Source organism: Pleomorphomonas diazotrophica (assembly GCF_002844595.1).
GTDB lineage: Bacteria > Pseudomonadota > Alphaproteobacteria > Rhizobiales > Pleomorphomonadaceae > Pleomorphomonas > Pleomorphomonas diazotrophica.
The window spans coordinates 227,060-247,093 of the sequence record NZ_PJNW01000016.1; the positions used below are offsets into that span (position 1 = coordinate 227,060).

The 20,034-nt window shown below is 64.0% G+C and carries 17 protein-coding genes and 1 pseudogene; 3 read left to right on the forward strand and 15 right to left on the reverse strand.

The genetic code is table 11. The features are described 5' to 3' along the window. Positions 1 to 73: 73 nt before the first annotated feature. A complete protein-coding gene (locus CXZ10_RS18765; protein ID WP_101290886.1) occupies positions 74 to 628 on the reverse strand; it encodes a TetR/AcrR family transcriptional regulator in 555 nt (184 codons plus the stop codon). A 251-nt stretch (positions 629 to 879) separates the two neighbouring features. Between CXZ10_RS18765 and CXZ10_RS18770 the strand changes: the two genes are divergently transcribed. Further along, entirely contained in the window at positions 880 to 1,860 is a 981-nt protein-coding gene (locus CXZ10_RS18770) for a quinone oxidoreductase family protein (protein WP_101290887.1), read from the forward strand. A 68-nt stretch (positions 1,861 to 1,928) separates the two neighbouring features. Here the strand turns inward: CXZ10_RS18770 and CXZ10_RS18775 are convergent, their stop codons facing one another. From CXZ10_RS18775 to CXZ10_RS18835, 13 genes are all read right to left on the reverse strand, one after another. Then, complete coding sequence (locus CXZ10_RS18775) at positions 1,929 to 3,257, reverse strand: aspartate aminotransferase family protein (protein ID WP_101290888.1); 1,329 nt, start codon at positions 3,255 to 3,257, stop codon at positions 1,929 to 1,931. Next, positions 3,254 to 4,258, reverse strand: a complete 1,005-nt coding sequence (locus tag CXZ10_RS18780; protein WP_101290889.1) for a phosphotransferase enzyme family protein — start codon at positions 4,256 to 4,258, stop codon at positions 3,254 to 3,256. Before CXZ10_RS18780 ends, CXZ10_RS18775 begins: the two co-directional genes overlap by 4 nt. 180 nt (positions 4,259 to 4,438) lie before the next feature. Next, the gene (locus CXZ10_RS18785) at positions 4,439 to 5,374 is read right to left on the reverse strand and encodes an ABC transporter substrate-binding protein (RefSeq protein ID WP_101290890.1); all 936 of its coding nucleotides are present in this window, start codon (positions 5,372 to 5,374) and stop codon (positions 4,439 to 4,441) included. Positions 5,375 to 5,646: 272 nt separating this feature from the next. Then, on the reverse strand, positions 5,647 to 6,654 hold the full coding sequence (locus CXZ10_RS18790; RefSeq protein ID WP_101290891.1) for an ABC transporter permease subunit: 1,008 nt from the start codon (positions 6,652 to 6,654) through the stop codon (positions 5,647 to 5,649). Between the two features lie 29 nt (positions 6,655 to 6,683). Next, positions 6,684 to 8,231 carry a sugar ABC transporter ATP-binding protein gene (locus CXZ10_RS18795; RefSeq protein WP_101290892.1) on the reverse strand — a complete coding sequence of 516 codons (1,548 nt, stop codon included), beginning with the start codon at positions 8,229 to 8,231 and terminating at the stop codon, positions 6,684 to 6,686. Beyond that, the gene (locus CXZ10_RS18800; RefSeq protein ID WP_101290893.1) at positions 8,215 to 9,483 is read right to left on the reverse strand and encodes an ROK family protein; all 1,269 of its coding nucleotides are present in this window, start codon (positions 9,481 to 9,483) and stop codon (positions 8,215 to 8,217) included. Before CXZ10_RS18800 ends, CXZ10_RS18795 begins: the two co-directional genes overlap by 17 nt. A gap of 273 nt (positions 9,484 to 9,756) precedes the next feature. Continuing rightward, positions 9,757 to 11,316, reverse strand: a complete 1,560-nt coding sequence (locus CXZ10_RS18805) for a D-aminopeptidase (RefSeq protein ID WP_101290894.1) — start codon at positions 11,314 to 11,316, stop codon at positions 9,757 to 9,759. Between the two features lie 85 nt (positions 11,317 to 11,401). Continuing rightward, positions 11,402 to 12,220, reverse strand: a complete 819-nt coding sequence (locus tag CXZ10_RS18810; RefSeq protein ID WP_101290895.1) for an ABC transporter permease — start codon at positions 12,218 to 12,220, stop codon at positions 11,402 to 11,404. Continuing rightward, positions 12,217 to 13,005: an ABC transporter ATP-binding protein gene (locus CXZ10_RS18815; RefSeq protein ID WP_180336075.1), complete on the reverse strand. Its 789-nt coding sequence runs from the start codon at positions 13,003 to 13,005 to the stop codon at positions 12,217 to 12,219. The genes CXZ10_RS18810 and CXZ10_RS18815 overlap by 4 nt, the downstream gene beginning before the upstream one ends. Before the next feature lie 63 nt (positions 13,006 to 13,068). Further along, positions 13,069 to 14,109 (reverse strand): ABC transporter substrate-binding protein, encoded by a 1,041-nt coding sequence (locus CXZ10_RS18820; RefSeq protein WP_101290896.1) that lies wholly within the window; start codon positions 14,107 to 14,109, stop codon positions 13,069 to 13,071. Positions 14,110 to 14,269: 160 nt separating this feature from the next. Further along, complete coding sequence (locus tag CXZ10_RS18825; protein WP_101290897.1) at positions 14,270 to 15,391, reverse strand: DmpA family aminopeptidase; 1,122 nt, start codon at positions 15,389 to 15,391, stop codon at positions 14,270 to 14,272. Positions 15,392 to 15,929: 538 nt separating this feature from the next. Next, positions 15,930 to 17,300 carry a PleD family two-component system response regulator gene (locus CXZ10_RS18830; RefSeq protein ID WP_101290898.1) on the reverse strand — a complete coding sequence of 457 codons (1,371 nt, stop codon included), beginning with the start codon at positions 17,298 to 17,300 and terminating at the stop codon, positions 15,930 to 15,932. Positions 17,301 to 17,327: 27 nt separating this feature from the next. Next, positions 17,328 to 17,699, reverse strand: a complete 372-nt coding sequence (locus CXZ10_RS18835) for a response regulator (protein ID WP_101290899.1) — start codon at positions 17,697 to 17,699, stop codon at positions 17,328 to 17,330. Between the two features lie 173 nt (positions 17,700 to 17,872). Here CXZ10_RS18835 and CXZ10_RS18840 point away from each other — a divergent pair, with 173 nt between their 5' ends. Beyond that, a complete protein-coding gene (locus tag CXZ10_RS18840; RefSeq protein WP_101290900.1) occupies positions 17,873 to 18,160 on the forward strand; it encodes a DUF3572 domain-containing protein in 288 nt (95 codons plus the stop codon). A 33-nt stretch (positions 18,161 to 18,193) separates the two neighbouring features. Further along, a pseudogene (locus CXZ10_RS18845) lies at positions 18,194 to 19,460 on the forward strand (DNA polymerase IV). Positions 19,461 to 19,469: 9 nt separating this feature from the next. Here CXZ10_RS18845 and CXZ10_RS18850 read toward each other — a convergent pair. Then, positions 19,470 to 19,916 carry an Lrp/AsnC family transcriptional regulator gene (locus CXZ10_RS18850; protein ID WP_101290901.1) on the reverse strand — a complete coding sequence of 149 codons (447 nt, stop codon included), beginning with the start codon at positions 19,914 to 19,916 and terminating at the stop codon, positions 19,470 to 19,472. Between the last annotated feature and the right edge of the window lie 118 nt (positions 19,917 to 20,034).

Consider the following 20,034-nt stretch of genomic DNA (forward strand, 5'->3'; position numbering starts at 1 on the left):
TTTTGTGACCTACCGAACAATCGACGCCGCTCCACTACGCGACGGAACTCCCGTCGACTGCATGAGGAAGCGTCTAGACGCTACATATCATCTGATCGGTTGCTTCACTCCTTGCCGGGATCATCGTCAGTATGACACGCCGGAGGCATTCAATGGCGGCTTCCCGGTCAACAGCACCCATCGCAGCCGCGGCGGACAGGGCGTCCGCGGCACCCAGGACCGCAGTGGTGCTTGTCCGCGCCACTGCTCCCTTCGTATAGGGGGCGAGTGCCTGTTTCAGAACCTCGTGATGTCGCTCCCGGCATTCCTCCAAGAAGGCCTGCAGCTCCGGCGTCGTTTGGAGAGCGCCGATCAACCAGCCGATCTCTACGCCTGCCGCTATGGTGCAGTCCACATAGGCGGCAGCAACGATGCTAGCCATCATCTGCGCGGATTGCACACCATCGGATAGCGCGGACCGCATCGCCTCAGTCTGCCTGTCGTCAAACTCTCGATAGAGCGCAACGAGAAGCGCCTCACGGGTCCGGAAATGGCGATATGTGATTGGCTTCGTTACACCCGCCCGCTCAGCAAGCCGGATAAGTGTTAGGGCGGCGGGACCCTCCTCCTTCACGATTGCACGAGCCATTCCCAATAGCTGCTGGTGCCGCTTCTCTCCAGGGAGCCGCGCTTTCGTCTTCCGCCTCGCAGGCAGGGATGTGCTCGTGCCGGTATCGCTCACGCCGATATTGTATTTTACCGGGACCGCACCGTCGAGGTCGTTCGGTTAACGAGCTGGCTTGCACGCCAGCCCCGCTTGAAAAATCGCGACGACCGTCTATGTTACTGTTAGTAACTTAAACGGAGGGAATGGGTATGCCTGAAGCGCGAGACCAACATATGCATGCAGCGGTGATCGAGTCTTTCGGCGGGCCGGAGGTTCTGAAGCTGGCTGAACTCAACATACCCACCCCGGGAGAAGGAGATGTGCTCATCCGAGTCGAAGCCGCGGGAATCGGAGCGTGGGATAGGCAGGAGCGAGCAGGCGAGTATGACGGAGTGTTCGGAGTACCGTCTACTTTTCCCTATGTACTGGGATGGGACGGAGCAGGAACTGTCGCGGCCGTGGGGCACGGAGTGACAAGGTTTCGTCCGGGAGACCCGGTCTATGCCGCGTCTATGCCACTACCCAGAGGCGGCTTCTACGCTGAATATGCGGCTGTTGAGGAGCAGTTTGTTTCAAAGCGCCCCAAACAACTCTCCGTGGAGCAAGCAGCAGCTTTGCCTTGGGATTCCCTGACTGCCTTGAGCGGCCTGAAGGTTCTGGAGCTCGTTCCAGGCGACACGTTGATGATCTTTGGAGCAAGCGGCGGAATAGGACACATGGCGGTGCAACTGGCAAAGCATCTTGGATACCGCGTGTTTGCCGTGGCCTCGGGAGCAGATGGGGTCGCCCTCGTTCGGAGCTTGGGGGCCGATTTTGCCGCCGACGGGCGCCGAGACGACGTCGTCTCCGTCGCGCGCCAAACTGTGCCGGAAGGTTTTGGCGGAGCATTGGTGACAGTCGGCGGAGAAGGCCCGTCCAACGCGATCAAGAGCGTCCGTGCAGGCGGACGGATCGCATGCCCCAACGGGGTCGTTCCGCTTCCGACGGCTGCGGGCGGGACGGAGCTCGTGCTCTACGACGGAGACAGGACTCCCGAAGCCATGGAACAAGTGAACACGATCGTGGAGCGCGGCGGCCTGATCGTCCATGTGGCGGAGGTGTTCCCCCTGCACGCGGTCCAAGCCGCCCATCGACGTCTACAGAGCCATTATGTTGGCAAGCTCGTTTTGAAGACAGGCCGATCAGGAAATGCTCTGGGCTCGATACAGAGTTGAAACGGGGGCAGCCTGTAGAGCCGTCCCTCTCATTTGCGGGCGGGCGGAGGCGAGATGCGGGAGACGATCTAGCGTTCTGCCAAGATCGCCCGCAGCGTGTCGACGAAGAAGTCGGCATTGTCCTTGGCAAAGCAGAGCGGCGGCCGGATCTTCAGCGTGCTGCCCCAGAGGCCGGCGGCGCCGATCAGGATGCCGCGTTCCTTCATGGCATTGATGACGAAGGTGGCGAGCCCCTGGTCCGGCCGCCCGTCGGCATCGATGAAATCGAGGCCGATGAAGAGCCCTGCTCCCCGCACCGCACCGATATCGCGGCGATTGCCCATGATGGTCGAAAGGCCGGCCTTGAAATAGGCGCCGACGTCGCGGGCATTGTCGATCAGCCCTTCCCGCTCGATGACGTCGAGCACCGCCGACCCGGCAGCGGCGGCGACAGGATTGCCGCCAAAAGTGTTGAAGTAGCCGGTCTCCTCGCAGAACAGCGACAGGAGGTCCGGCCGGGTGACGACGCCGGCCATCGGAAAGCCGTTGCCCATCGGCTTGCCCATGGTGACGATGTCTGGGACGATACCATGGCGCGAGAAGCCCCAGAGGCCGCCACCGGTGCGGCCGAAGCCGGGTTGCACCTCGTCGGCGATGAAGAGACCGCCCGCCTTGTGAGCCACCTCGACCGCCGCCTGAAGAAAGCCCGGCGGATCGGCGAAGATACCGTCCGAGGAAAAGATGGTGTCGACGATGACGGCAGCGAAGCCGATCCCCTTTTCTTCGAGATCGTCGATGGCCGCCTGAAGGTTGCCGGCAAAGAAGGCGGCAACGTCGCCGCCCGGCGCCAGCGCCGGATCGGGCTCGGGAATGACCCGCACGAAGTCCGGTACCGGTTTCGACTTCATCGACGACGGCGATATGGCCGTCACGTGATGGGTATTGCCGTGATAGGCGGCGCGGGTGACCACGAAGCCGCGCTTGCCCGTTGCCGCCTCGGCAATGCGCATGGCGAGATCGTTGCTCTCCGAGCCGGTGCAGGTCATCGTGAGGTTGGAAAGCGGCGCCGGAAACTTCGACAACAACTTCTCGGCATAGGCCTCGGCCGGCTTGGTCAAATAGCGCGTGTGGATGTTGAGGACGGCGATCTGCCTCGCCACCGCCTCGGCAACGGCCGGGTGCGAATGACCGACCGACGGCACGTTGTTGTAGACGTCGAGATAGCGCTTGCCATGGGCGTCATACATGAAGACGCCCTCCGCCCGCACCATCTCGATCGGCTCCTTGTAGAAGAGAACCGAAGAAGCGCCGAAGGTGGCCTGTCGCCTCGCGACGCGGGCCGCCAGTTCCGGCGCGAGCGCCGCGCCATCGGACGCCTCGAAGCGATTGAGAGCGAGGATCTGCTTGGTCGGGCTCATGCCACACCCTTCAGGAAATCGGCGGCAAGGTAGCGGTCGGCGAGATCGACGGTGCCGGCGGTGTAGGCGGGCCCCATCGACTGGGCGGTCGGCGTTTCCGAATGCGAGGCGATCCAGGCGGTGAGCTGCATCCGCCGGAGCATCACCAGCATGGGCAGCGCTGCCGCCTGTTCGGGATCGAGCGGAGCGACACGCGCATAACCCTCAAGCCAGGCTGCCGTCAGATCGGGAATGAAGGGTTCGGTCTCCATGAAGGAAATCGAGGCGGCGAAGTCGTAGGCAAACCAGGAAAAGCCGCAGTCGTCGAAGTCGATGACACCGAGCCGGTCGCCATCGACCAGAAGGTTGGCAGCGCGCATGTCGGCGTGGATCAGGCCGAAGCGATCGGGCGCCGTGCCGAAGGCGGCCGTTTCGCGATGGAGCTGCGCCGCGACCCTTTCGAGGATTGCCCGCCCGGTGGCATCGAGGCCAAGTGCCGCGCGCCAATCGCCCCAATATGCGTTCGGGCCGATGATGGTGTCGAAGGTCCAGGTCTTGCGGGTGAAGTCCTTGGGTGGCGACCAAGCCCGGCTGTGGGCGTGGAGGCGAGCGGAGATCTCACCGAGATGGCCGTACCAGCGGGTGAGGTCGCCGGCTTCATCGGGTGCCTTGCCACTCATGAATTCGAAGGCCACGGCGTTGCGGTGCGTTTCGCCGTCAAAGAAGCTGGCGAGCAGTTGGCCGTCGGCGGCGTGGATCGGCGCCGGCGTGGCGATGATACCGGCCGCCCGCAACGCCTCGATCCATTCGAGCTCGGAGACTATCTCATCGTCGCTGTGGTAGGCCGGACGATGCACGCGCAGGATCAGGCGACGACCGGCCTTCGCGTCATCCACGAGAAAAGTGGCGTTCTCGGAAATCGTCAGCAGCGACAGATCGGACGTTTTGTCGATATTCCAAGTCGGTAGCGCCGAGCGGAGACCGTCTTCGAGGCGGGCGAGAAAGGCGTCGTCATAGAGCATGCTGGCCGGATCCGTGATTGCCAATGTTTGTAGATGCAACAACATTGATGTTGGAATTGCAACATCAAAAAGCGGGCAGCGGATGCCTGTCCCTCTGGCAACCGCAGCCCTGAAAAGCACATCCCCGGAGAGCGGCGCTCCCCGGGGATGCATTCTAGCTCCAATTGGCGGAGGCGTGACTCAGCGAGCCGCCGTCCAGCCCTTGTAGTCGGCGATGTTGTCGCGCGTCACGAGCTTGGAGGGCATCAGCGTCACCTGCTGCTCGGGCTTCTTGCCATTGAGCAGGTCGATGCCGATCTGCGTGGCGAGCTGGGCCATGGCATAGGGGTCCTGGCTCGAGGAGGCCAGAACGAGCGACGAAGAATCCTTCAGCTCGGCTTCGATGTCCGGCGCGCCGTCAACGGCGGTGATGAACAGGTTGGTGCGATTGGCCTGCTTGGAGGCAAGGCTGGCACCGATACCCGTCGGGTCGTTGATGGCGAACACGGCGTCGATCTTCTCGAAGCGGGTGAGCAGCGACTGCATGACGTTCAGGCCGCCGTCGCGCGAACCCTTGGCGTCCTGGTCGTCAGACAGCACGTTGATGCCGGAGTTGGCGCCGAACACCTTCTTGCAGCCGACGACGCGGTCGATGACCGACGACACCTGCGGGCCATTGACGATGACGACGTCGCCCTTGCCGCCCAGCTTGTCGACGATGAACTGGCAGGCGATCTCGCCGGCCTGGACGTTGTCGGTGGTGACGGTGGCATCTGCGCCTTCGGCGGCGGTGTCAACGGCCACGACCGGAATGCCGGCAGCCTGGGCGCGGGCGATGGCGGGCGCCACGGCCTTCGGGTCGGCCGGGTTCAGGAGGATCAGGTCGACGCCGGCGGCGATGAAGTTGTCGATCTGGGTGAACTGCTTGTTCATGTCGTAGTCGTAGCCGAGGGCGGTGACTTCGACGTTCGGGTTGACTTCCTTGGCCTTGTTCGTCGCACCGTTGGCGAGGGCCACGAAGAACGGATTGCCCATCGAACCGAGCGAGATACCGATCTTGTTGAGGTCCTTGGCCGAGGCGACACCAGTGAAGGCGACGGCGGCGGCGGCGGCGAGCAGAATGCTGCGAGACTTCATGAGTTTACTCCTCCTTGGGATGCCGGCTGGGCCAGACGGTTCTCCTCCCGCCTGACACGCCTGCTATGTCCGGCCGGCCGCGGAGCGGTCCTGCCGATGGCTTGCCGGGGTATCGTGTCGGCCGGGTCTATCCGGCTGAAACGCCACCCCAGATACGGAGGCGGGACCGGCCCGCCGCCGAATTCCTGGATCGAGGCAGACGAATTTGCCTCGATCCCTTATCGTTTCGCATCCGCTTGGTCCGAAAAGTCTCCAACTTTTCGGGCAGATGCTTAGGTCCTAGCGCCACCCTGCGAGCGGACGCGGTCGAGCGCCACGGCGATGATGATGACGAGGCCCTTGATGATGTACTGCCAGATGTCGCTGACGCCGACGAGCACCAGACCGTTGGACAGCACGGCGATGATCAGCGCACCGATCAGCGTGCCCCAGATGGATCCGACGCCGCCGGTGAACGACGTGCCGCCAAGAATGACGGCCGCGATGGCGTCGAGTTCGTAGGACTGGCCGAGCTGGGTGCCGTTGGCGGCGAACAGGCGGGCCGCGCTCATCACGCCGCCGAGGCCGGCCATCAGGCCCGAGAAGCCGTAGACGAACAGGAACACGGCCCAGACCTTGATGCCGGAGAGCCGAGCGGCGCTCTCGTTGCCGCCGGTGGCGTAGATGTGCACGCCAAGCACCGTTCGGCGCAGGATGATCCAAGTGACGATCACCGACAGGAAGGCGATGATCACCAGCCAGGGAACGCCGAAGATGTAGCCGTTGCCGATGAAGGCGAAGGGCATGTGCGAGTTGAAGACGGTCGTGTCGTTGCCGAGAAGGCGCGCCACGCCACGCACGGCGGTCAGCGAACCCAGCGTTGAGATGAAGGGCGGCAGGCCGATGAAGGCGACCAGCGAGCCGTTGATGAGGCCGAACACCAAGCCGGCGAACAGCGCCAGCGGGATGCCGATCATGCCCATGTCCGGGACCAGCGACCCCATCACCGCCACCATGGCCGAAGCGGCGAGGATCGAGCCAACCGAAAGGTCGATGCCGCCGGTCAGGATCACCGCCGTCATGCCGCAGGCGAGCACGGTGTTGATCGACGCCTGTTGGGTGACGATGGAGAGGTTCTGGGGGGAGAAGAACCGGCCCGACATCAACTGAAAGGCGATGCCGAGCAGGATCAGGATCGGCAGCATGCCGACCGTGCGGATGATCTGTTGGATGAAGACCTGACGATTGGCGGCGGCCTTCTCGCGGGAGAGTTCGGCGGCCGACGAGGTTTCCTGGGACATGGCGGTTCCCTTGCTTCCGTTTTTTGGCTTCAGGCGGCCGGCGCGCTCGGATGAGCGAGACCGGCGGCCAGGGCGATGATGTTTTCCTGCGTGATCGCGACGCCGGTGGTGCCGCCGACCTCCCCAACGATATGGCCCTCACGCATCACCAGAACGCGGTCGGCGATGCCCACCACTTCAGGCATCTCCGAGGAGATGACGAGCACGCCGACACCCGCTTTCACGAGGTCATCGATGATGCGGTAGATTTCCGATTTGGCACCGATGTCGACGCCGCGCGTCGGTTCGTCGAGGATCAGCACGCGCGGCCGCGTCTCCAGAAGGCGGGACAGCAGCACCTTCTGCTGGTTGCCACCCGACAGAGAGCCCACCTCGACGATCGGCCCGGCGACGCGGATCGACAGTGCCTTGATGGCGTCGACCGCCCTCACCCTCGCCTTCTTGAGGTTGAGAATGCCGCCCTTGCCGGCGTCGCGGCCGATGACCTGCAGGTTGATGTTCTCCTGCACCGTCATGTCGAGGAAAAGGCCCTGCCCCTTGCGGTCCTCGGTGAGATAGACGATGCCGGCATCCACGGCCTGGATCGGCCTGTTGATGTCGACCGGCTTGCCGTCAAGCGCCACCGTGCCGGTCTTGCGACTGTCGGCGCCGTAGATGAGACGAGCGAGCTCGCTGCGCCCCGAGCCGACCAGACCGGCGAGACAGAGCACCTCGCCGCGGTGCAGATCGAAAGAGCAGCCGCGCACGCGGTGACCGTCACTCATGTCGCGGACGGACAGGATGACCTCTCCGCGACTGCCCTGGGCGTCGTGGTCCTTCTTGTAGAACTTGGAGAGGTCGCGGCCGACCATCATCTTGACCAGCTTTTCGGCCGACAGTTCATCACGGGTGAGCGTGCCAACGTAGCTGCCGTCGCGCAGCACCGAGCAGCGATCGGCCAGTTCGTAGACCTCGGCCATGCGGTGCGAGATGTAGATGATGGCGAGCCCGTCGGCGCGCAGCGTCCGGATGAGGTCGAACAGCTTGTCGGTCTCGCGCGAGGACAGGGCCGTCGTCGGCTCGTCCATCACCAGGATGCGGGCGTTGGCATGAATGGCACGAGCGATCTCCACCATCTGCCGCTCGGCGATCGACAGGGTCGAAACCACGGTACCCGGTCCGAAGGTGGCGCCCAGGCGGTCGAGCACGCCCTTGCACTCGGCGCGCATGCGTGCCCGGTCGACCTGACCGCCCGCCGACAGCTCGCGACCGAGATAGATGTTCTCGGCCACCGTCAGGTTGGGCGACAGGCTGAGCTCCTGATAGATGACGGCGATGCCCTTGGTCTTGGCGCTGAGGGGGCCATCGATATGGATCACCTCGCCATTGATGCGCAGCTCGCCGCCAGCGTCCGCCCGGTAGGCGCCCGACAGGATCTTCATCAGCGTCGACTTGCCGGCGCCGTTCTCGCCCATCAGGGCGTGCACCTCGCCGGGGTAGACGGTCAGCTCGACGTTGGCGAGCGCCTTCACACCGGGGAAGGTCTTGGAGATGCCGCGCATCTCGAGGATGGGTGTCGTCTCAGGCGCGGACGGCATAGTCTCTGAACTCCCTGAACATGGGCGCCGTGCCGGTCAGGATCGACGAGCGCGGCGAAAAGTTGAAGAAGAGTGGCAGCGTGGCGGCTCCGAGCGCGCCGGCTCGAGCCCGGAACGAACCGTCGAGCACCTTGGCTACGGGCACGCTTTCCGGCGTGGCGGCATCGAGCGCCGCCGAAAGGCGCTCTACGATGGTTTCGATGAGGCCGCAGTCGAGATCGCCCTCGAGAATGACGTGGTCGACATCGAGCGTCGCCGTGATGGCCAGGATGGCCGGCACGAAGGCGGCCACCGCGTCGTCGATCCACTCGTCAAAGGCGACGGGGCGCGGCTCGTGCCGGAAGAGATCGCCGATCTCGGCCAGCGTCTCGACGGCATGGCCGTGCCAGCGCAGATGCCGCCGCAGCCCGGCCAGCGACGTCCGGGTGAGCAGCACGTCGAAGGAGCGCTCGGGCCGGGGAGCCGAAGGCAACGACGAGGCCGACACCGGCATCATGGCGAAGTCGCCGGCGTTGCCGCGGCTGCCGCGCAGGCAATCGCCATCGAGCACGATACCGCCGCCGACGGCACCACCGATGAACAGATAGACGAAGTCGGAACGCGTCCGCCCGTGACCATAGAACAGCTCGGCGATGGCGGCGGCGTTGCCGTCGTTTTCGACGAACACCGGAATGCCGGTCTCCGATTCGAGCGCCGCACCGAAGTCAAACTCGTCCCACAGGCGGAAAGAACTGGCCGGCAGCTCCAGCTCACGCAGCCAACTGCCGAGATGATAGGGTTGGGCAAGACCGATGCCGGCAAGCCGCTCCCAGCGCTCCGGCCCGACTTCCGCTTCAATCGACTTGATGTCGGCGGCCACGGTGGCCAGCATGTCCTTGGGCGGCGGCAGCAAGCTGTCGTGTGACCGGCTGGCCAGGATGCGGCCGCCGAAATCCACGCAGACCGTCTCGCAACCGACGCGGTCGAGGCGAACTCCGATGGAATAGGCGCCTTCCGGCGCCAGCGCCAACATGGTGGCGGGCTGGCCGCGCTGCCCCTCGCGCTTCTTGCCCAGCTCGACGACGAGCCCGGCGGCGGCGAGATAGGCGGTGATGGCGCCGATGGCGTTGTTGGTCAGGCCGGCGGCCCGGGCGAGATCGGCTTTCGACGCTTCGCCAAAACGGCGCAGCGCCTGCAGCACGATTCGCTCATTGTAGAGACGAACCTGGGCAGAGTTCGACCCCTGCCCGGTCCGCGTCTTGCGGGCCGACATTCTCACTCCCCAATGCAGTTGAGCAAAGCAAACCGACGTGACGACAGTTGAAGATGGCGACGACGGCCTCCCAACCGTCGCCGCCCAGCCGAGGCAAGTTCTCCCGTGCTTCCCTCGATTAATTAATTCACGATGAAGAACCTAGGTCCGTTGAGTCAGACCGTCAATTCAGCCAAAAGCATGAACGACAATCGGTTGACTCGGCGCGGGAGTTATCGCATCGCGCGCATGCTCCCGCGCCGGAAAACTTGAATTGTTTCAAAGAACAAGCCGTCAGGCGAGCTTGGCGAACGCAACGTTTCGAGCAAGCCAGCAGCCGATGGTGATCCCCTCGACGGCACCGCTCGTCGAACGGCAAACGCGGACAGTCCAGTCGCCCGGCGCCGGCGCATCCATGCCGCGAGGGGTGGAGAGCCGCCAGACATCGCCAGCAAAGGGTCTCAGCTGGTGCATCGGACCGCGCCCCAGGAAGCCATCGAATCGGCCGGCAAAGGCCGGCCCTACCGCCTCGATCTCCAGGGTGGACTCGGTCTCATCGGACCAGTATCGGCCCGCGATGTCCTGCACCCCATCACCGTCGAGGCGCTCGACCACGCCGCGAAGGTTGTCGCCCGGGCGGTCAAGCCGAAGCCCGCCATCCTCACGGGATAGCAGCATGCCCGTCGAACGGGCGACACCATCCTCGCCAAAGGTCAGCACCTCGGGTCCGCCGCCAAGGTTGGCGAGAATGGCGTTGCCATGGACGGCCACATCGAGCGAAAGGCCAGATGTCGGCTCGAGATAACGTCCGGCCCAACCGGGATCGGCTGGTCCACCGTTTCGTGGCGTCGAGGGTCGGCCAAGAGCCGCCCGCATCACGAAAAGGGCGGCGGCATGGGCGTCGGCCTCATGGTTGAACATCACCACCACCGACAGCCGCTCGGCCGCCGCGTGCAGGCGGCGAATACGGAAGCCGCGCAAAGCGCCGCCGTGGCCGGTGATGGCGACCTCGTCGATGCGGTCATGCGCGAGGCCCATTCCATAGCGGGCGGGCCGACCGTCGGCGAAGGTCGACGGTGCCGATAACCGTCTGTAGAGACCATTGGCATCGTTGCGGGTGCGGTCGATATAGCGCTCCCAGGCGAGCATGTCGTCGAGGGTTGCCGCGACGCCGGCGTCGCCCGACCAGAAGATGCGATTCGCCGCCGGGAACCAGCCGACGGACGAGTTCCCCTCATGGCCGATCGTGCCGTTGAGCGGTGCCGCCGTGTCGGACGCAAGGCGGGCATCCCGCATGCCGGCCGGACCGAAGATGTGGGTTTGATAAAGCTCGGCAAGCGAACGGCCGGACTTCTCCTCGAGGAGATCGGACAGAATGCGGAAGTTGCCGTTGGAGTAGGAGTACTGGCTGCCTGGCTCGAAATGAGTGGTCTTCATGCGGGCAAACAATGGCCGCGCGTCCTCGCGTCGGAAGGCGCCCTCGTGGTGGGCGCCGTGCAATACGGTGAGCGCCCAATAGTCGCGCAGGCCCGAACGGTTGTCGCAGAGCTCCCGGACCGTCGGCCGCCGGCCGCTCAGATTCGGGAGGGCCACGGCAAGTCGCCCGTCGAGCGAGGATGGGTCGCCGACAAGATCGAGCAGCACGCCGCAGGTCATCTGCTTGCTGATCGAACAGATCGGCAGAAGGCGGGACGGCGTCATTTCGAGGCCGGTATCGGGGTCGGCATAACCCCAGGCCTCCCGGACGATCACCTCGCCGTCCTTCATCACGCCGACCGCTCCGCCCGGCCCCTTGAAACGCTCCGGCAGCGAAGCCACGGCAGCGGCAAGGGCGGCACGATCGATCGACGGCATTTTCTACATTCCTACGGTTGGACCACGCGCAGCTAAGGCGGCAACCTCTCGCCGCGCAAGGCCTTTCCCGCCGAAGAGCGTTCCCTCAATGCGACATGGTGGACCGGTGCGCCCATCCGGTCATGCGCTTCTCAACCCAGGCCATGATCGAGTACATGACGATGCCCTCGACGGCGAGCGCCAGCAGGCCAGCGAAGACCAGGGGCACGTTGAACTGGCTCTGGGCCGAACTCATCAGGTTGCCGAGCCCGTAGTTGGAGGCCACCGTCTCCGACACCACCGAGCCGACGAAGGCCAGCGTGATCGCCACCTTCAGCGAGCCGAAGAAATAGGGCATCGAGCGGGGAATGCCGACCTTCAGCATGATGTCGATTTTTTTCGCGCCGAGAGCGCGAAGCACGTCCTCGGTTTCCGGTTCGATGGTGGCGAGACCGGTGGCGACATTGACGACGATGGGGAAGAAGGAGATCAGGAAGGCAGTCAGCATGGCCGGCACGGCACCGATGCCGAACCAGATGACCAGGATCGGCACCACCGCCACCTTGGGCACGGCGTTGAAGCCGATCATCAAGGGGTAGAGGCCGGCGTAGATCACCTTCGACCAGCCGATGAACAGGCCGAGCGCCAGACCGCCCACCACTGCCATCAGAAAGCCGAGCGTGGTCGTATAGAGCGTCTGCAGCGAGTTCTTCCAGATCGGCGACCAATATTGATAGAGGGCTGCGAAGATGCGGGAAGGCGCCGGCAGCACGGTGTAGGGCAGATCGAAGACGCGCACCGAAGCTTCCCAAATGGCGAATAGGGCGATGGTGTAGAGCCAGGGCGATGCCTTCACCCAGTCGATCCTGGCTATCAGCGGCTTGGACCGCTCAGGCCTCTGGATATCCTCGACAACGGCACTCATGCCGCCCTCCTTGCATTGGCGATCTCGCCGTGGAGCTGATGGACCACGTCATTGAAGGCCTGGTCGTAGGTGATCTCCAGATCGCGCGGCCGCGCGAAGGGCACGCGGTGCTCCCGCAGCACACGCCCGGGGCGGGCGCTCATAACCAGGATCTTGTCGGCGAGAAACACCGCCTCGCGCAGATCGTGGGTGACCAGGATGATGGTGACGTCCTGTGCGGCGTGCAGGTCGCGGATGACGCACCAGAGTTCTTCACGCGTGAAGGCATCGAGGGCTCCGAATGGCTCGTCCAGCATCAGGAGCTGCGGCTCATGGATCAGAGCCCGGCAGAGGTTGGCGCGCTGCTGCATGCCACCGGAGAGCTGCCAGGGATATTTCGACCCGAAGTCCTTGAGGCCGACCACCTCCAGCAGATGCTCGGCTTTCTCCACATATTCCGCCCTGTGGGCGCGCAGGCGCTTGCGGTGCCTCTCGACGATCTCCAGTGGCAGAAGGATGTTGTCGAGCGTGGTGCGCCACGGCAGCATGCTGGGGTTCTGAAAGGCCATTCCGACGATACTCACCGGCTCGGTCACATGCTGACCGGCGACGATGACGTTGCCCGCCTGGGGAATGTGCAGCCCGGTGACAAGGCGCATCAGGGTGGACTTGCCGCAGCCGGACGGACCGACCACGGCGGCAAACTCGCCCTTGTCGACCTTGAAGGTGAGATCGGCGACGGCCAGCGTGCCACTCGCCCCGCCATAGCGCATGTCGACGTTTTCGATGGAGACCAGATGGGTCATTGTCTCGCTTTTCAAAGAAAGCAGAACCGGCCGAGGGATCTCGGCCGGCCCGCGACGCCTCGGTCAGGGCAGCTTGCGTTCGCCTTCCGGCGGCAGGAAGCTCGCATCGAACACCTTGTCGGCGGTCACAGCGCCCTTGAGGCCCATCGATGTCTTCAGCGTCTCGATGGCGGCGGCGAGTCGCGCCGGATCCACGCCGCCCATGCCATGCTCGACGACATAGGGCGTCTTGATGTTCTGGCCGTTGGCCATGGTGAGGCGCTCGAGCTCGATGTCGGGGTTCAGCGTCTCGTTACGCTTCAGCACGGCGTCGACACCCTCCTGAGGGTTGGCGACGGCATCGGCAAAGCCCTTGGCAAGCGCCTTCAGCACGCCCTTCACCACCTCCGGGTTCTTGGCGGCAAAGTCGGTGTTGACGGTGACGGTGTTGCCGTAGAGGTTGAGACCGTGCTCGGCCATCAGGATCGGCACAATGTCGTCAGCCGGCACGCCCTGGGCCTTGAGGTTCAGAATCACCGAGAAGGAGAAGCCGAAGACCGCGTCGACGTCGCCCTTGGCCAGCATCGGCTCGCGCACTGGGAAGCCGACCGACTCGAGCGTGATCTTGCTGTCGTCGATGCCGGCCACCGCCTTGAAGGCCTTCCACTGGGCGAAGGCGCCATCCGGCGGCGGCGCGCCCAGCTTCTTGCCCTCAAGCGACTTTGGATCGTCGGTCACGCCGAGCGACTTGCGACCGACGATCGCAAAAGTCGGCCGTTCGTAGACCATGAAGACGCCCTTGATCTTCTGCGAGGGATCCTCGTCGAGCAGCTTGATCAGCGAGTTGATATCGCCGAAGCCCATGTCGTAGGTGCCGGTGGCGACGCGCGAAATGGCCTCCACCGAACCATTGCCGCTGTCGATGGTGACATCCAGCCCCTCGGCCTTGAAATATCCCTTGTCGAGCGCCAGCAGGAAGCCGGCGGCCGGCCCCTCGAACTTCCAGTCGAGCGTGAACTTGACGGGCGTATCGGCAAAGGCGGCCGGCACGGCGGCGAGCGAGGCGATTCCCGCAAGACCGGCGAGCGCGGCCCTCGCAGCAAGGCGGCGGGCGGATTTCAGCATGACGTTCCCCTTATAGGCTTGGAATAACGCCATTTTGTCGGATGAACGCATGCGATTGCAAGACAAAATGCTCAATGTCTAAGCAACTAGCACTATGCCTGCGATTTAGACAATCCGTTGGATGACTTTGCGCTGATAGTAGGCAATCCTCTGTGGACTATCACTCCGTCCGACCGAAGGTCGCCGCCAGCCAGTCATGCGGCAGCGCCGGCACGAAGTTGCCGTCCCGGCCGGTCATGTCGGCGTTGGCGACGAGCGCGTTGAGGATGGCCTCTTCGACTGCCTGAACGGTGGCGTCGAAGAAGGGATCGATATCGACATCCGGGATTGCCGAGAGCAACGCGAGGTGGCCGGTGCGCCCCAAGGCGGCCTCGCCGTTGGCGGTCGAAAAGGCAAGGAAGATGTCGCCGGAAGAGTTGTAGCCGAGGCCTCCGGTCCAGGCGATGCCGAGCGGCACCCGCCGCGCCAAGCGTTTCAGCTGGTGCGGCAGGAGCGGCGCATCGGTGGCGACAATGGCGATGATCGAGCTTTTCTCGGCGCGGGGTGTGCTCTCGACGAGGCGCGGCTCGGCGAGCTCGACGCCGGCTCGATGACCACGGATCATGAGATTGCGCCGCTCCCCGAAGTTGCTCTGAACGAACACCCCTAGCGTGAAGGTTTTTCCCGCCCAGCGGACGACGCGGGACGCCGTGCCGGAACCGGCCTTGAAGTCGAAGGTGCACATGCCTGTGCCGCCACCGACCGAGCCCTCTTCGATCGGCCCAGGCACCGCGCCGTCAAGTGCGGCGAAGACATGCGCGTCGGTCAGATGGTGGCCGTTGATGTCGTTCAGAAAGCCATCGTAGGTCTCGCCCGCCACCGGTAGCCCCCAGGCCGAAGCGAGGGCTTCCGGCCTGTTGGACGCCACCCATTTCAACGTCGCATCGTGGGCGACTCCGAGAGAATGGGTATTGGTGATGGTGATCGGCAGGCTGAAGGCGCCCACCTCCTCGATGAGATGGATGCCGGTGAGTTCGCCATTGCCGTTCCCGGAGAAGAAACCGGCATAGCAGGGCTGGTCGATCGCTGCATTGGGCCGCGGCAGGATGGCCGTCACGCCTGTTCGCACCGGACCGCGACCGACGCTGAGCGGTCCCTCGCCGGAAATCAGCGTGGTGTAGCCGACACTGACGCCGGGAACGTCGGTGATGGCGTTGAAGATGCCCGGCTCGCCATCAAAGGACATGGCGAAGGCACGGGCGCGCGGCAGGCCCGACGGCGTTGAGAAATGGAAGTCAGTCACGGCCGGTGCATCTCCGAGTTCCTAGAGCTTTTCGGTGAACTCAGTTTACCAGAAAAGCTCCATCTCCTTGTCAAGACGCAACTCCGGACGCAAAACCGGTTCCCACTTTTGCTGGAGTTGCTCTAGTAGAAGATGCAGGATAATTGCCTTCCAGGCCGGAAAGGCAAGAGTGGTCGATCGATGCCGGGTCAACGAGGAGGCCACTCTCGCCGGCATCGATCGACCGACCCGACAAGACCAGGAGATGCGGCGGACCTGGTTTCACCGGGTTGTAGTTTGGAAAGCAACTGTACTCTTTCCAAAATCACTAGACTATCAACACTATTGTTCTAACGTTTTAACGAATTATTTACAACATCATCGCCGCAAAACTCAGCATTTTGATGTATTAATCATAAACGGGTAACCTTAATTTCTTGAGCGAAGGCGCACAGAGGGGATCGCCGGACTCATTACCGAATCCAACGAAGACAGCCGCGGAAGCCACATGCCATTGGTTTGCAACGGCCGCTTCGATACGGTTGAACAGAGGGCTTGGTCAGGCGGCAGCGAGAACGACGCGGTTCCGGCCTTCCGCCTTGGCGCGGTAGAGGGCGTTGTCGGCGCGCTTCAGGAGCGACTCCGGCGTGTCGCCTTCATGCAGGATATAGGCGGCGCCGACGGAAATGGTCACGTCGACGAACTCCGCGCCGCCATGAATGGCGAAGGGATCGCGAGCGATCTTGGTGCGCAGCCGTTCGGCGACGATGGACGCTATGCCATAGTCGGTCTCCGGCATGACGATGACGAACTCCTCGCCGCCGAAACGGCAGGGCAGATCGAGGGCCCTCAGGTTGCGGCGGATGCGGGTCGCAAACTCTCGGAGGATCTCGTCGCCGGCATCGTGGCCGTGGGTGTCGTTGACCTTCTTGAAATAGTCGATGTCGACGATCAGAAGCGACAGGTCACCCTTCTTCTCGGTGGCGCGTTCGACGAGGGCGGAGAGATGCGAGTCGAGGTAGCGGCGATTGTAGAGACCGGTGAGCGCATCGGTGATGGCGAGCTCCATCGTCTGCAGCACGCTGGCGCGCAGCCGGTCGGTGTAGCGCTTGCGGCGGATCTGGGTGCGGCAGCGGGCGGTGAGTTCCTGGGCGTCCACCGGGCGGATCAGATAGTCGTTGATACCGAGCTCGAGGCCGCGCGTCAGGCGACCGCCTTCCTCGGGGTCGGCGATCAGCAGGATCGGCAAGAGACGCGTCCGGTCGAGCGATCTCAACTGCGAACAGAGACGTAGCGCGTCGTAATCGTCGAGAGCCATGGAGATCATGGCGAGGTCGTAATTGCCCTCGGCGGCGCGGAACAACGCCTCCTGCGGGTTGGTCTCGATGTCGACGGCCATTTCGCTCGATAGCGCCTGAGCAATGCGCACGTAGGCCGAGCGACGATCCTCCACCAGCAGCACCCGGCCTGGCGCGCGAGCGGTGAGGTCGGCATAGGTCATTGCTCGATCGAAGGCGACGGAACCCTGGTTGGCCCTGAGGTCGAGCTCGTCGGTGAGCTGCTTCAGACGGACGAGGCTCTTGACGCGGGTGATGAGCTGGACGTCGGAGACCGGCTTGGTGAGGAAGTCGTCAGCGCCGGCCTCAAGTCCCAGAACGCGATCGGCAGGCTGGTCGAGCGCGGTGACCATGATCACCGGCAACTGCGTGGTCTTGGGGTTGGCGCGAATGCGGCGACAGACCTCGAAGCCGTCCATTCCCGGCATCATGACGTCGAGAAGAACGATGTCGTAGGCGGCATTGTCCAGCATGGCCAGCGCCTCGGCACCGGAGGTGGCAGTGTGGACATCGAAATACTCGGCGGTGAGGCGGGCCTCCATGAGGCGCACGTTGACCATGATGTCGTCGACAACAAGAATACGCGCTGTCATCACACACACTTCCGTTCCGGCAGACGCCTACTGGTCGCCGATATAGGTACGCACCGTCTCGATGAACTTTGAAACCGAAATCGGCTTGGAAATATACGCCTCGCAGCCTCCCTGCCGGATGCGTTCCTCGTCCCCCTTCATGGCGAAGGCGGTGACCGCGACCACCGGGATCGAGCGCAGCTCGTCATCTTCCTTCAGCCACTTGGTGACCTCCAGCCCCGACACTTCCGGAAGCTGGATGTCCATGAGGATGAGATCCGGTCGGTGGGTGCGCACCAGGTCCAGGGCCTCGATCCCGTTCCGTGTCTGAATCGTGCGGTAGCCATGCGCTTCCAGGAGATCATGGAAGAGCTTCATGTTGAGCTCGTTGTCCTCGACGATGAGAACTGTCTTGGCCATTCGACTCTCTTTCCACCTCGCGCGCCGGTCGGACCGGGTGCTCGGCGGGTTCTCATTCCGGCGCACTCGGCTTGTACGCAGGAACGCCTTCCGGTGGGATAGGTTGCCGCACTGATTCCAGTATAACAAATATAGTACGGATTCCTTTAGCAATCCCAAACGGTGGACCGAACATGCCCATTGATAAAAGGCTTAGCGTCGAGGCAGCGGAGGAGTTGGCGATTTCCGCCCTCGCCTACCTTGCAGGAAATCCTGACGCTCTGGGCCGCTTCCTGTCACTTTCTGGCATTGGGCCGTCCGACCTTAGGGCTGCGGCGCGCGAACCCGGCTTTCTCGTCGGCGTGTTGGAATTTTTTCTCGCCGACGAGTCTCTGCTGCTATCCTTCGTCGAGGAGGCGCAGGTGAGGCCGACAATGATGGCGGCGGCACGGCATGTGCTGGCCCGCGACTTCGAGTTCTGACCGACCAGCGGGGCTAGGTCGGCGGGGGCGAACATGTCCGAGGCGTCGAATGGCTTTTGCAGGGATTGCCTTGCCCCGGCGCCGACCGAGGGGCGTCGTTGTCCGGCCTGCGGCAGCCCGCGCCTTCTCCGTCACCCCGATCTCCATCGGCTCGTCATCGCCCATGTCGACTGCGACGCTTTCTATGCCTCGGTGGAAAAACGGGACGACCCGTCGCTCGCCACCAAGCCGCTGATCATCGGCGGCGGCAAGCGCGGCGTCGTGTCGACCGCCTGCTACATCGCGCGCATCAGCGGCGTGCGCTCGGCCATGCCGATGTTCAAGGCGTTGCAGCTCTGCCCCGACGCGGTGGTGATCCGACCCAACATGGAGAAATACGCCCGTGTCGGCCGGGAGATCCGCCGCCGCATGCTGGAACTGACGCCGCTCGTCGAACCTTTGTCCATCGACGAGGCCTTTCTCGACCTGTCCGGCACCGAGAAGCTGCATCGGGCCAGCCCGGCTCTGGTGCTCGCCCGCTTCGCGCGCGACGTGGAGCGCGAGGTCGGCATTACCGTTTCCGTCGGTCTCGCCGCCAACAAGTTTCTCGCCAAGATCGCCTCCGACCTCGACAAGCCCAGGGGCTTTTCGGTGATCGGGCTCACGGAAGCGGCGGCTTTCCTGGCGCCGCGCCCAGTCACGACGATCTGGGGCGTCGGTCGCGCCTTTTCCGAACGGCTGGCCGCCGACGGGTTCCGGACGGTAGGCGATCTGCAGGCGGCCGATCCGGCACGGCTCGCTAGCCGATACGGGGCGCTCGGTCTCAGGATCGTCAAACTGGCGCGCGGTTCCCAACTCGAAGCGCAAGAGCGTCGGCTCGGAAGTGACCTTCTTCGAGGACCTTGCCGACCTAGGCGACCTCCGGCCGATCCTGCGCGAACAGGCGGAGCGCGTCTCCTTCGGTCTCAAGCATGAGGATATCGCCGGCTCCTCGGTGACGCTGAAGCTCAAGACGGCCGACTTCAAGCTGAGGACGCGAACACGGCGCCTCGCGGATCCCACCCAGCTCGCCGACCGCATCTTCACCGCTGCCGATGCCCTGCTCGCCGAGGAAGCGCACGGCCAGAAATATCGTCTTCTCGGCGTCTCGGTCGCCGATCTCTGCGAGAGCCGCTTTGCCGATCCCGCCGATCTCGTCGACCAGAAGGCGACCCGCAAGGCCGCCGCCGAGCGGGCCATGGACGAGGTCAGGCAGAAGTTCGGCAAGCGTGCGCTCGAGACCGGCCTCGTCTTCGGCAACCACCGACGCCACAAGGAGTGACGACGTCGCTCACCTTTGGCTCAGGCGGGCGCGCGTCGTGCGTGGCGTCGTCAGGAGCAGGCTGGTGTCGGATCCGGTGATGCCGGGCAGAAGGCGGATGCGGCGCAACACCGTGTCGAAGTCGGTGAGCGTCGCGGCACCCAGTTCGACGACGAGATCCCAGCGGCCATTGGTGGTGTGGATCGCCGCCACCTCTGGAAAGCCCCCGAGCTGACGGATCACCTTGTCGAGCACGTGGCCCTCGATCTCGATCATCATCACCGCCCTCACCGGCACCTCGACGGCGTCGTTGCGCAGAATGACCGTGTAGCCGAGGATGTCGCCGTCGCGCTCCAGTCGTTCCATGCGGGCGCGCACGGTGGCGCGCGACACGCCGAGCTCGGCCGCAAGATCGGACACCGATCGGCGGCCGTCATGACGCAGCAGTGTGACTAATTGCTGATCCAGCCGGTCCATATAACCACCGTTTTGACCAATGGAACTGCCGTTTTGATAAGCTGATCCGCATAATTTGCCAATCCCGCCTGTTCACTTCGCCGGCCAGCAATGGCCAGATGCCGGCAGTCACACAGCG